Below are 12,365 nucleotides of genomic sequence, written 5' to 3'. Positions count from 1 at the left end.
CGGGCACCGACTGCGCACCGCGATCTCGGGGCCTTCTCGAATTATCGCGTTTGCCTGATTCCGCCTGCAACGGTGCGTTTGGGGGGTGTCGCGCCTGATCCTCCCGGTCGCGGCCGCGCTTCACTAACTAGACAAAGCGCATCAGAGTGTCAACGACAGGTTTACCTGTCGTACGGTGATTTGGTGTCAAGCGTTAGATTCGTCTCATGACTCATCAACACCACATCGATGCGATCCGGGCCGCTTCCGCCCGGGCTCGCGATGCCGAGGCGGCCAAGCAGGCTGCCGTCACCTCCGCGCGCGTCGCGGGCGTCGCCTGGGCTGAGATCGGCGAGGCGCTCGGCGTCACCCGCCAGTCGGCGCGTGAGCGCTACATCGCGATCGAGCAGATCGCCAAGGCATGGAAGGCTGTCGAGGGGTATTTGGCCGAGATCGGGCGCGGGCGGGACTACCCGCGCAGCTCGGCGGACATGGTCGGGGTGCTTCGCGACGAGGGCAGCCTCGACGACGCTGACGTGCTGGACCTTCAGCAGCTGCTGCACCGCTACTCGCAGGGGATGCTCGGTGAGACGATCACGGTCCGAGAGGCCGAGCTCCTCACCGATAAGGCGATCCCACTCAGCGCCAAGCTCTTCGGGCTGACCGCGACGCCGCATCCCGCCTGACATGACGACGTGCGGTGGAGGGCCGCTCTGACTGCGGTGCAGGGGATCTACGCGATCTTGGACGCGCGATCGGGACAGTTCCTACGACAGCGGCAGACGGCAGCGAACGGATCCTCGGACGCTGGTCGTCCTACGCCCAGGACGGTCACGGCGGCAACGTCGCGCTGCGGGAACTGGACGTGAAGGATCCGTCGCACAAGCAGGACTTCGTGTTCTCGATCCTGCGTGTGTTCGATCCGAGCGCGGCGACGGCAGAACTCAACGCTGCCGAGTCCCACTCTAAGGAGGCCCTCGCAGGTAGTTCGGGTTGACCGGAACTAGCGGCCGACCGCCGAACCCGGCACTGCAGAGCGGATGGCTTGCAGGCACTTAAGTGTCCATTTGTGCGTTTCGCCAGTCTTAAACTCTAAAGCCTGCGATTTGTGGTAACTTAAACGTGCGAAACTTCGAACTGATGGCAGGAACGCATGGATAAGCCGATAGTCTTCGCATCGGATCGAGCCCCGTCGACCATCTCCAGCGCCGTCAGACGAGGGGAACTGCTGCAGGTCGCTCGCGGGGTCTACTCGACTGAGGTCACCCGCCAGCCGGCAGAGATCGTGCGTGGCCACTGGACCACGATCGCGGGGCACCTCTTCCCGGATGCCGTGGTCACGGACCGATCTGCACGGACAGGAGGTCCGGTCGACGGTGTGCTCTACCTCGCGCACCCTCGCGCAGCACGTGACGCGACTTTGCCCGGCCTTCTCATCCGAGCACGATCTGGCGCGGGTCCGCTGGAGTCGGACATACCGTATGCAGACGGACTTCGCCTCGCCTCGCCGGCTCGCGGGCTCGCGGAGAACTGCCGACCCTCGCGCGCACGCCGAGGTGCGCGCCGGACCTTCGATGCCGATGAGTTGGGCGACTGGGTCGATGAGTTGTGCCGGCAGTACGACACCGAACGGCTCATGCAGTTCCGCCGGGAGGCGGAGGGTCTTGCCGCCCAGGTCGGCGTAGACCCGGCCAATCTGACCGTGATGCAGGAGGCGGTAGGCATCGCGGTTGGCACGCGCGACGTCGCCTTGACCGACTCGGTGGTCCTACGCCAGCGAGGCAAGGGCCTCGCCGTCGACCAGAACCGGGTGCGGCGGTTCGAGATGCTTGTCGACGCCATCCGAGCGTCTGCGCCTCAAAGTCGACCGGAGTCCTCGACGCCCGGAGAGCCGGGACGGACTCGATACCTGCCCTTCTTCGAAGCCTATTTCTCCAACTTCATCGAAGGCACGGAGTTCGAAGTCGACGAGGCGGCCGACATCGTATTCAACGGCGTGGTGCCGACCGACCGCCCGCAAGACGCCCATGACGTGCTCGGGACGTATCGGCTCGTCGCTGATCCTGAGGAGATGGGCCGGCGGGGCGACGATCCGGCTGAGTTCGTCGAGTTGTTGAAGCGCCGCCACGCTCGCATCATGGAAGGCCGTCCCGACAAGCGTCCCGGAGAGTTCAAGGAGAGGAACAACAAGGCCGGCAACACCCACTTCGTGCCGCACGATCTCGTAGAAGGCACGCTTCGGGCGGGCATCGAACTGCGCGACCGCCTCGACACGGCTTGGGAGCGAGCGATCTACGTCGCCTTCGTGGTCGCCGAGGTCCACCCCTTCGTCGACGGCAACGGCCGAGCCGCTCGGGTTGCGATGAATGTCGAGCTCTCAGCAGAAGGCCAGAGCCGCATCATCGTTCCTGTGGTGTTCCGCCAGGACTATTTAGACGGCCTGCGCCGCCTTTCGCGCAACGACGACCCGAGCGTCTACATCAAGGCCATGCGGTACGCCCACGACTTCACTCACAGCGTCGACTTCGACGATTACGAGGAGTCGAAGCGACTTCTCGAGGAGGCGCATGCCTTCGACGAACCGGACTCCGATCAACGACTGAAGATCCTTGAGCGCCGGCGACCCTGGGAGAACCAGTAGCTGAGGCAGCGGGCCCCGGCGGACGGCGGGCCGGGTGCGACACCGACGCGGATCGCCACCGCACACCTGGGTGGTATTAGCAAATCTCCCACGTTTTGCGGATCAATGGTGAACACGGACGAGAAGCCCTGCCATTCAGATCTGACCCACGCTTAAGGTGAGTCATTCCACCGCGAAACGGCTACGGCGTTGGCGCTCTCTGCGACCATCCTGGCATGGGCAAGTACGACGCACTTGCAGCGTTCCTAGCGGACCTGCCGCGCTCCAAATCCGAGATCGAGATGGCGTTCGGCCGCATCGACTGTCTCGTCGGTGGACTACCTCCATCCTCGCGCCGGTTGCGCACATGGTGGGCGAACAACTCTCAGGGACAGTCCTTGGCCTGGCATCGAGCCGGCTGGCACGTGCGCTCGGTCGACCTGGCGGCGAGCACGGTCGTATTCGCGCGCGGCGAGATCGGTGGTTCCTACGCCGCTCGAGGTCGCGCCTCTGCCGAGCCTGGTGGCGCGGCCAAGGGGCCGGTCGAGCCGACGCTCACCGCACCTCTACCGACCGGACCCGAGCCGATGCACGTCGAGACCATCGATGCACGGGTTGCATTCTCCTGGACTCGACTCGGCATCGTGTCCCTCGACTACGCCGGCAAACTGGCATTCCCGGGGCCCCTTCCCGCCAGCCCGGGGATCTACAGATTCACGTTGGCTAGCGAGTCGGGGCGCAGCCGGATCTACATCGGCGAGTCCGACAATCTGCGTCGTCGACTCAGCAGCAACTATCGCAATCCAGGTCCGCGACAACGGACCACGTTCGGGTAAACAAGCTACTTGCCGAACATGTACGCACCGGGAGCGAGGTCGTCGTTGACGTCTCAGTTGCTGCAACTCTGCAGACTTCCGGCTCAACCGAGAAGGACCTCGACCTCAGCCGAAAGGCCGGACGGCTCTTGGCCGAGAGCGCCGCGTTAGTCCTCGCCCAGACCCGCGATGTCACTGACATCGAGAACCTGGGCTGACCTGACACATCCCCGCGACTCGAGCGCCCGGATCGCGACTTGAGGTGCCTCACGTTGATCGCCCTCCACGGCGCCAGCGCAGATGTCAGTTGCTTGTGGCAGGGTGCCTTCACACGCTTACGGAGGAGATCACGTGGAGTCCGAAACCCAGGGCCTTGGCCGGCTGACGCCCATCTCGATTCGCGAGGTCTGGAAGCACGAAGCACATGACTTCACGTTGTGGCTCCTGGAGAACGCAGATGTTCTCGGCGATGCACTTGGAATGGACCTTGAGCTGACTGAGGCGGAACGACGCGTGGGCGGTTTCGCTCTGGACCTGATCGGAACTGACCTCTCCACAAATGCGACCGTGATCGTCGAGAACCAACTCGAACAGACCGACCACTCTCATCTTGGCCAGCTCTTGACCTACGCGGGCGGGACTGACCCATCAACGATCGTCTGGTGTGCGCCGACTTTTCGCGAGGAACACCGCGCAGCGCTCGACTGGCTTAACGAGCACACCGACGAGGACACCCGATTCTTTGGCGTCGAGATCGCGGCAGTCCGAATCGACAGTTCGCGTCCAGCACCGCTCTTCAAGATCGTCGCGAAGCCGAATGACTGGACAAAACAGCTGCACACCGAGCGGACCGCCGTGACGCTGTCCCCGAAGGCGTTGGCTTACCAAGCCTTTTGGCAGGATCTGCTCAGCATCATCCGCACTCAGCACCCCACTTGGACAAGGTCTACCGCGGGATCAAACCAGTCTTGGATCACCTTGCCATTCGGTACATCGACAATCTGGTACGGCATGACTTTCACGAACGCGGGCCCTCGCGTCGAGCTGTACTTCGGTTCCTCAGATGGGGACTTGAATCTGACGGAGTTCGAGCGCTACCTGTCTCATCGGGATGTGTTAGACGCCGGTTTCGATGAGCCAGTCCACTTCGACTCGCTGCCTGGCAAGAAGGCTTGTCGGATCCACGTTGATCGATTGCACGGCGACGTTCTCGACGCGGACGACCGAGACGAGATGCTGCACTGGTTCATTTCCACGATGGCGAAGTTCCGTCCCGCCACCCAGCAGATCCGCACGGTTCTCGGCTCAACAGCCTGAGGCTTGCAACGCCACTGGACGGGCATCACGCTCGGATCTCCAACCGCGTGCCAGGCATCCGCTGACCCGGTCTTGGCAGTTTGCTTCGGTCGTCACAGCGGCTGGCGCAGCCGCTTCACCGCGAATCGCTCAAGCGAAACCGCGTGAGGCAGGACCATCGAGGACGCATCGAGCCCATGGCCTACCAGGGGATCACCCCGTCGTCGTCGAAGTAGCCCCCGGTCGGGCCGTCGTCCGGCAGCGTCGCCAGGTGCAAGGCGATCGCAGCACCCTGCTCCGGCGTACGCGTCCCGCGGAAGCTGTTGAGGTCGGTGGCGACGAAGCCGGGGCACGCGGCGTTGATGAGGATGTTGGTGTCGGCCAGCTCCTTGGCGTACTGCACGGTCACCGCGTTGAGGAACGACTTGGACGGCGAGTAGGCCACCGAGATCGGGCCGGTCGTGCCGTCGTTGGCGGACTGGCGGGTCAGCGAGCCGACGCCGCTGGACATGTTCACGATCCGCGGCGAGGCGGCGTCGCGCAGCAGCGGGAGGAAGGCGTTGGTCGTCCGGATCACGCCGTAGACGTTGACGTCGACGGCTCGTCGGACGGTGTCGAGGTCGACGGTCGTCGGCATCTGGTCGGCGCTGCCGGTGATCCCGGCGTTGTTGACCAGCACGTCGAGGCGACCCTTCTGCTCCCCTACCAACTGGGCGGCTGCGGCCACGCTGACGTCGTCGGTCACGTCGAGCGGTACGCCGAACGCGTCGACTCCGCGCTCGCGCAGGCTCGCCACGGCGGCCTCGCGCCTCGCGTCGTCGCGAGCGCCCACGCCGACACTCCAGCCGAGGGCGCCGAGCCCCGCGGCGATCTCGTAGCCGATCCCCTTGTTGGCGCCAGTGACCAGCGCGATCTTCTTGTCCGTGGTTTCTGTCATGCCTCGATCGTGCTGCGCGAGACGGGTGGCCCCAACACCGATGCGAGGCCGATCGATACCGCGCAGGCATCGATATGCCCTTCGCGGGGGTATCGTCACCACCATGGAGACCCGAGAGCTGACCTACTTCGTCGCGGTCGCCGAGGAGCTCCACTTCGGTCGGGCCGCCGAACGCCTCGGCATCACCCAGCCGCCGCTCTCGCGCGCGATCGGCCAGCTCGAACGCCGCCTGGGCGCCACCCTCTTCGAGCGCACGAGCCGCCAGGTCACGCTCACCGAGGCCGGTGCGGTGCTGCTCCAGGAAGGTCGGGCCGCGCTGGACGCCGTCGTGGCGGCGGAGCGGCGGGTACGCCGTACGGCCCAGGCGCTGACCGGCAGGCCCAGCGTGGTGCTGGCCTCCAAGGCCGGCGCTTCGGCCGAGCTCCTCGCGAAGCTGCTCCATGCCTACGACGCCGAGCCCGGCGCCGCAGCCGTCGAGGTGCTGCTCTGCGGACCCGGCCAGCAGGAGGGACTGTTGCGCGACGGACGCGCCGATGTGGCGCTGCTGCACCGCCCGTTCGACTCCATCGCCGGATTCGACACCGAGGAGCTGGTGACCGAGGGCCAGGTGCTGGTGCTTCCGGCCGGCCACCCACTGTCCACGCGTACGTCGGTGACCCTGGCCGAGGTCGAGTCCCTGGCCGACCTTCCGCAGCCACGATGGCCGCGGCGCGATGGCAGCTATCCCGACGGCCCCGGGCCCGAGGTCCGCGACCTCACGCAGCTCCGGCAGCTCGTCGCGCTGGGCCGCACCTGCACGGTGCTCCCCGAGTCGGTGCGGGCCGACCTCGGCGAGACCCTCGTGTGCGTCCCGGTCTCCGACGCCGTCCAGGTCACGACCGTCATCGCCTGGCCTCCCCACAGCAGGTCGAAGGCCGTCGCGGGCCTGGTGCGCGCGGCGACGGCCGGTTGACGCCGGCTGCTGAGCAGCGAATGCGAGTCGCAGCTCGCGACGCTCCGGGACAGGATGTCGGGGTGCCCCGACTCCACGCCGACGAGCTGTCCATCGACCTCGCCCTGGCGCGACAGCTGGTCGACCGGGCCTTCCCCGCGTACGTCGACGACGACCTCAGGCCGCTGCCCGCCTCCGGCTCCTCGAACGCGCTCTTCCGGCTCGGCGACGACAGGCTCGTGCGGCTGCCGCGGCAACCGGGTGGCGGCGCCAGCATCGACAAGGAAGTGACCTGGCTGCCGTACGTCGCCCCGCGCGTCACCGTCGAGGTGCCGGCGGTCGTCGGCGTCGGCGAGCCGGACCTGGGCTACCCCGAGCGGTGGGCGATCACCACGTGGCTCCCGGGCATCCGTCCCTCACACTCCGGCTCCGTCAGGCGGGGCTCGACGAACGGTCTTGCCGAAGGCCTCGCCCGGTTCCTGACCGAGCTGCGCGGCATGGACGTCCCGGCTCGAGCCACGGACGACGAGTCACTGTCCTGGTACCGCGGACTTCCGTTGTGGACGCTCGACGCCGACTTCCGCGAAGCGGCCGCGGCCTGCCGAGAGCTGGATGTCCTCGACGTCGATGAGGCCCTCCGCGTCTGGGACATAGCCCTGGACGCCTCGCGCACCGCCGAGCCGGCCGCGTGCTGGTTTCATGGTGACCTTCTCGTCGAGAACCTGCTGCTCGACGGCTCCGGCGACCTGGCGGCGGTGATCGACTTCGGCGGACTGGCACTGGGCAACCCGACCGTCGACCTGGTCGTCGCCTGGGAGGCCCTGGACGTCGATGGGCGCGCCGTCTTCCGACGGGCCCTCGACATCGACGACGCCATGTGGACGGTCTCCAAGGGCTGGGCCCTGTTCATCGCCCTGATCACGCTCCCCTATTACGGCGCGTCCATGCCGGCGCGCTGTGCCGACCGGCTCGCGATGGCGGACGCAGCGATCCACAGCCCCTGAATCAGACCGTGACACTGTCGGAGCGATCACCTATAATCGAACACATGATCGACCTCGGTTTGTTGCAGGCACAGGTCCGGGACCTCCCGACCCCTGCGTTGAGCGATGACGAGCGCATCGATCTGCTGCGTGGGCTCGAGGAGCTGAAGTGCATCGCAGAGGCGGCGCAGGCAGCCTTGACTGCGGACTTCGCCGAGTCCCAGATCGCCAAGGCGGCTGATGCCGGCGTACCTGCCGAGCGCCGTTCGCGCGGGGTTGCGGCCCAGGTCGCGTTGGCCCGCCGCGAGTCTCACCACCGCGGGTCGCGGCATCTCGGGCTCGCCATGATCCTGCAGACCGAGCTGCCACACACCTGGTCCGCGTTCCAGTCGGGGCGGATCACCGAGTGGCGGGCCACGTTGATGGCCCGCGAGACCGCCTGTCTTGCCCTCGAGCAGCGGCTCGAGGTCGACGAGCGGCTCGCGGCCGACCCGGATGCCCTCGAGAAGATGGGTGACGCCGAGCTGGCTGCCGCCGCTCAAAAGCTGGCGGGCGAGCTCGACCCCGCGTCCGTCGCGGAGCGCCGTCGCCGGGCCGAGTCCGAGCGAGGGGTCTCGCTGCGCCCCGCTCCCGACGTCATGTCCCAGCTCTCGGCCCTGCTGCCGGTCAAGGACGGGGTCGCGGTCTTCGCCGCGCTGAAGTCCGCGGCCGACACCGCGACCGGCATCGGCGACCCCCGCTCCCGCGGCCAGGTCATGGCCGACACCCTCGTCGAGCGGATCACCGGCCGTGACCCGCTCGCCGACGACGCCGATCCCGGCACGACAGTCAACGTCATCCTCCCCGACAGCGTCCTGACCGGACAGACCGACACCGGCGCGTACGTCGACGGCTACGGACCCATCCCCGGCGACCTCGCCCGCGACCTCGCCGCCGGTGCCACCTGGCTGCGCCGCCTCTACGCCGACGCGCAGACCGGCGCCCTGGTCGCCATGGAGTCCACGAGGCGGAAGGTCCCCGACGGGATGGCGCGGTTCCTCCGGTTCCGCGATCGGATCTGCCGCACGCCCTGGTGCGACGCCCCCGTGCGGCACTCCGACCACGTCGAAGCCGTCGAGGAGGGCGGTCCGACGACCGTCGCCAACGCCCAAGGCCTCTGCCAGGCCTGCAACCACGCCAAGCAGGCCCGCGGCTGGACCGCGAGACCCCGACCCGGCCCGGTACACACCGTGCAGACCACCACCCCCACCGGGCACACCTACACCTCGGCCGCACCACCCGCGCGCAAGCCCGTGTGGGTCGAGGTCGAGCCCGGCACCTGGACGCTCATCTCCTGAGCGACCACGAAATTCAAGCGCACGCAATGGGTCGAACGACCCTGTCGCGCCCGCAACGCCGTCCCTAGGCTCGATCGATGCGCCCCCTCGGATCCACGACCTCCCACCGGCCAGCCCGTCTTGCGGCCCTGACGCTGACCCTCGCCGTCCTCACCGGGTGCGGCTCCTCGGACTCGAGCGAGGACGCCTCGTCCGAGCCCACCACGGCGGCCGAGCCCAGCACGGACGACGAGGCACCGCCCGAGGACGACGGTGGAGCCGTCGACGTCGTCGAGTGCGACACCTCCACCTTCGTCTACGAGCCGTTCACCGAGATCCCCAGCGACTGGCCGGACTCGTTCCCGCAGCCTGAGCTCCTCGAGCAGATCGACGGTGAGGTCGGTAGCGGCTGCGACCGCGTCACCGTCGACATGCGAGGCCGCTACACCGGGCCCGCCCGTGACTGGATGGCCGAGTACGGCGACCGGCTGACCGACGCCGGTTTCGAGCTCGCCGACGAGACCGACGACGGCAGGCAGGTGCTGCGCACCTACCGCCAGGGCGAGGACGTCATCAACTACGGAGGCGACGTCGAGCGGGCCGACTCCGACGGCGAGTACATCGGCGTCGGCATCGTGCTCACCGACTTCCCCGACTGAAGGTCCAGGCGCCGGCTCCGCGAGCGGCTCGGGCAGAATCGATCCATGCCCGTCACCCGCGGCTTCACCGGCCGCCGCCGCGCGACCGACTCGACCACCCCTGGCAGAGCCGATCGCCTCCCGCCCGGCCAGTACGACACCGGCTCGGAGTTCCCCTCCCTCACCGCGGAGGCGACGCCGCTCGTCGACGTCGACAGCTGGTCGCTGAGCATCGACGGCCTGGTCGAGACTCCGCAGCGCTGGTCATGGCGCGAGATCCACGCACTGCCGGGCGACTCCTACCACGGCGACATCCACTGCGTGACGACGTGGAGCAAGTTCGACACCACGTTCGCCGGGGTCAGCGTCGACACCCTCCTGGACGCCGCCGGCCCGCTGCCCGAGGCGGCGTACGTGATGGCGCACGCGACGACCGGCTACACGACCAACCTGCCGATCGAGGACCTGCGCGGCGGCAGGGCCTGGGTGGTGTGGGAGTACGACGGCAAGCCGCTCGCCGTCGAGCACGGCGGGCCGGTGCGCCTGCTCGTGCCGCACCTGTACTTCTGGAAGTCGGCCAAGTGGATCACCCGCCTGGAGCTGATGGCGCGCGACCGCCCCGGCTTCTGGGAGCAGAACGGCTACCACGACCGCGGCGACCCGTGGCTCGAGCAGCGCTACCAGGGCGACCCGTGACCACACCGCCCGCCATCCCGCCCGCCACTCCGCCCGCCACTCCGCCCGTCGGCGCCTGGACCACCGCCACCATCGCCGAGATCGAGCGCGAGGACCGGCTGGTGCGACTGCGCCTCGACGTCGAGGACCGGATCGACCACCTGCCCGGCCAGCACTACGTCGTACGGCTGCGGGCGCCCGACGACTACACCGCGCAGCGCTCCTACTCCGTCGCCTCCGACCCGGCCGACCCGCTGCTGGAGCTGATGGTCGAGGCGCTGCCCGACGGCGAGGTCTCCGGCCACCTCCACGACGAGGCTCGCGTCGGCGACGTGCTCGAGGTGCGCGGTCCGATCGGCGGCTGGTTCACCTGGACCGGCGAGGAGCCGGCGATCGCCGTCGGCGGCGGCACGGGTGTGGTGCCCCTCGTCGCGATGTTGCGGTACGCCGCCCGCTTGGGCGTCGCGGACCGGCTGCGGGTGGTCGCCGTCGGCAAGACCCTGGTCGACCTGCCCTACGCCGAGGAGCTCCTCGCCGGAGGTGCCTTCGTCGCCACCACCCGGGAGAACCTCGGCAGCCGCGTCGCCGCACCGCCGTACCCGGAAGAGCTCCGCGACCTCGCCGAGGGTGTCGAGCGGGCCTACGTGTGCGGCTCGGTCGGCTTCGCGTCCTACGCCCAACGACTGCTGGGCGAGATCGGCGTGCGCGCCGACACGGTGCGGGTGGAGCAGTTCGGCAGCACCGGGACCTGAGCCCGGCACGCGTGCCCCCGCAGGGGTGAGCAGGGCGCCACCACCTCGCCCCTACCGTGAAATTGAAACGTCAACCGACTCGGGAAGGGACTCCCCATGACCAAGCTCGCCATCGTCTACTACTCCTCCTTCGGCACGGGCCACGCCATGGCCAGCCGTCTCGCCGAGACCGCTGAGGGCCTCGGCGCCGAGGTGCGCCTGCGCCGCGTGCGCGAGACCGCACCCGACGAGGTCGTCCAGAGCGTCGAGGCGTGGGCGGCCCACGCGGCCTCCGTCGCCGACCAGCCCGTCGCCGAGCCCGACGACCTGGCCTGGGCCGACGCGGTGATCATGGGCTCCGGGACGCGCTACGGCCACGTCACCAGCCAGCTGCAGTCGTTCATCGACACCCTCGGCCCGCTGTGGCAGGAGGGCAAGCTCGCCGACAAGGCCTACGCCGCCTTCACCTCCAGCCAGACCAAGCACGGCGGCCAGGAGACGACGCTGGAGGCGATGAACACCACCTTCGCCCACTTCGGCGGCATCATCGTGCCGCCCGGCTACACCGACCAGGTGAAGTTCAACGACGGCAACCCGTACGGCGTCGGCAAGATCACCGGGGAGAGCGCGGAGCTCGACGAGCACGACCTCGCCGCCCTCGACCACCTGGTCACGCGCCTGCTGAAGATCGCGGGCAAGCTCGCGGCCTGAGTTCGTAGTGGCCCGAGCCCGTCGTCGCCCGAGGCCGTAGTCGCCCGAGGCCGAGCCCTACCTCAGCGCGTCGCGCACCGCGGCGGCCGTCGCCGCCGGCGACATCCCGGACGGGACCACGAGCACGGTGGCCCCGTCCGGCTCGTCGTGAGGGCCGGTCCGGGTCGTGGCGAAGACCGCCGCCATCGCCTCCTCGAACTCCGCGAGGGGATCGCCGCCGACACCGCGCAGCCACCGTCGCAGCACGACGTTGTGGGCCGTGACCACGCCGACCGCGAGCAGCTCGGCGTGCAGGTCGACGTCCGCGTCCCCGGTCCCGGCCAGCCACTCGCGCAGCCGTTCGCGGAAGAGCCGCTGGTAGCCGATCATGCTGGCGACCTCGCGGTCGCGCAGCGCGGGGACGGATCGGGTGAGTCGGTAGCGACTACGCGCCAGCTCACCCTCGCCGAGGTACTGGTCGAGCACGAGCCGCGAGGCCTCGACGATGGCCACGCGATGGGTCTCCCGGGTCCCCGTCGCGAGCCGAGCCGCGATCCGCGCCTGCACGTCCTCGTGCCGCGGGAAGATCACGTCCTCCTTCGACCCGAACGCACGGAAGAAGGTGGAGCGACTGACTCCGGCCCGCTCGACGATCTGCTCGACGGTCGTGGCGTCGTAGCCCTGCTCGTCGAAGAGGGCGAACGCCGCCTCGACCATCCGGTCGCGGGCCTGACTCATCTGTTCTCCTCCTCGG

The 12,365-nt window shown here is 68.5% G+C and carries 14 protein-coding genes; 12 read left to right on the top strand and 2 right to left on the bottom strand.

Annotated features, from left to right (window positions below):
• The first annotated feature begins 206 nt into the window (after window positions 1–206).
• The 5 genes from Q1K33_RS04300 to Q1K33_RS04280 all read left to right on the top strand — a co-directional run bounded on the left by Q1K33_RS04300 (window position 207) and on the right by Q1K33_RS04280 (window position 4,731).
• The gene (locus Q1K33_RS04300) at window positions 207–665 is read left to right on the top strand and encodes a hypothetical protein (RefSeq protein WP_300401019.1); all 459 of its coding nucleotides are present in this window, start codon (window positions 207–209) and stop codon (window positions 663–665) included.
• A 14-nt stretch (window positions 666–679) separates the two neighbouring features.
• Entirely contained in the window at window positions 680–976 is a 297-nt protein-coding gene (locus Q1K33_RS04295; RefSeq protein ID WP_300401017.1) for a hypothetical protein, read from the top strand.
• Between the two features lie 588 nt (window positions 977–1,564).
• Window positions 1,565–2,620, top strand: coding sequence for a Fic family protein (locus tag Q1K33_RS04290; RefSeq protein WP_300401015.1), 1,056 nt, complete (start codon window positions 1,565–1,567; stop codon window positions 2,618–2,620).
• Window positions 2,621–2,835: 215 nt separating this feature from the next.
• Window positions 2,836–3,435 carry a hypothetical protein gene (locus tag Q1K33_RS04285; protein WP_300401013.1) on the top strand — a complete coding sequence of 200 codons (600 nt, stop codon included), beginning with the start codon at window positions 2,836–2,838 and terminating at the stop codon, window positions 3,433–3,435.
• Between the two features lie 330 nt (window positions 3,436–3,765).
• The gene (locus Q1K33_RS04280; protein WP_300401011.1) at window positions 3,766–4,731 is read left to right on the top strand and encodes a DUF4268 domain-containing protein; all 966 of its coding nucleotides are present in this window, start codon (window positions 3,766–3,768) and stop codon (window positions 4,729–4,731) included.
• A gap of 181 nt (window positions 4,732–4,912) precedes the next feature.
• On the opposite strand, the gene Q1K33_RS04275 is transcribed toward Q1K33_RS04280, so the two are convergent.
• On the bottom strand, window positions 4,913–5,647 hold the full coding sequence (locus Q1K33_RS04275) for an SDR family oxidoreductase (RefSeq protein WP_300401009.1): 735 nt from the start codon (window positions 5,645–5,647) through the stop codon (window positions 4,913–4,915).
• 103 nt (window positions 5,648–5,750) lie between these two features.
• On the opposite strand from Q1K33_RS04275, the gene Q1K33_RS04270 reads away from it, so the two are divergent.
• The 7 genes from Q1K33_RS04270 (at window position 5,751) to wrbA (ending at window position 11,632) form a co-directional block, all read left to right on the top strand.
• A complete protein-coding gene (locus Q1K33_RS04270; protein WP_300401007.1) occupies window positions 5,751–6,599 on the top strand; it encodes a LysR family transcriptional regulator in 849 nt (282 codons plus the stop codon).
• Window positions 6,600–6,661: 62 nt separating this feature from the next.
• A complete protein-coding gene (locus Q1K33_RS04265) occupies window positions 6,662–7,582 on the top strand; it encodes an aminoglycoside phosphotransferase family protein (RefSeq protein WP_300401005.1) in 921 nt (306 codons plus the stop codon).
• 44 nt (window positions 7,583–7,626) lie between these two features.
• Window positions 7,627–8,898, top strand: a complete 1,272-nt coding sequence (locus Q1K33_RS04260) for an HNH endonuclease signature motif containing protein (protein WP_300401003.1) — start codon at window positions 7,627–7,629, stop codon at window positions 8,896–8,898.
• A 77-nt stretch (window positions 8,899–8,975) separates the two neighbouring features.
• The gene (locus Q1K33_RS04255) at window positions 8,976–9,536 is read left to right on the top strand and encodes a hypothetical protein (RefSeq protein ID WP_300401001.1); all 561 of its coding nucleotides are present in this window, start codon (window positions 8,976–8,978) and stop codon (window positions 9,534–9,536) included.
• A 45-nt stretch (window positions 9,537–9,581) separates the two neighbouring features.
• The gene (locus Q1K33_RS04250; protein WP_300400999.1) at window positions 9,582–10,211 is read left to right on the top strand and encodes a sulfite oxidase-like oxidoreductase; all 630 of its coding nucleotides are present in this window, start codon (window positions 9,582–9,584) and stop codon (window positions 10,209–10,211) included.
• The gene (locus tag Q1K33_RS04245) at window positions 10,208–10,942 is read left to right on the top strand and encodes an FAD-binding oxidoreductase (protein WP_300400996.1); all 735 of its coding nucleotides are present in this window, start codon (window positions 10,208–10,210) and stop codon (window positions 10,940–10,942) included. Before Q1K33_RS04250 ends, Q1K33_RS04245 begins: the two co-directional genes overlap by 4 nt.
• Window positions 10,943–11,038: 96 nt before the next feature.
• Entirely contained in the window at window positions 11,039–11,632 is a 594-nt protein-coding gene (wrbA, locus tag Q1K33_RS04240) for an NAD(P)H:quinone oxidoreductase (protein ID WP_300400994.1), read from the top strand.
• 57 nt (window positions 11,633–11,689) lie between these two features.
• Here the strand turns inward: wrbA and Q1K33_RS04235 are convergent, their stop codons facing one another.
• Window positions 11,690–12,349 carry a TetR/AcrR family transcriptional regulator gene (locus Q1K33_RS04235; RefSeq protein WP_300400992.1) on the bottom strand — a complete coding sequence of 220 codons (660 nt, stop codon included), beginning with the start codon at window positions 12,347–12,349 and terminating at the stop codon, window positions 11,690–11,692.
• Window positions 12,350–12,365: the final 16 nt, after the last annotated feature.

The organism is Nocardioides sp., from assembly GCF_029937575.1.
GTDB lineage: Bacteria > Actinomycetota > Actinomycetes > Propionibacteriales > Nocardioidaceae > Nocardioides.
The sequence above is the reverse complement of the archived record's forward strand: the minus strand, read 5'-3'. Positions and strand labels throughout refer to the sequence as shown.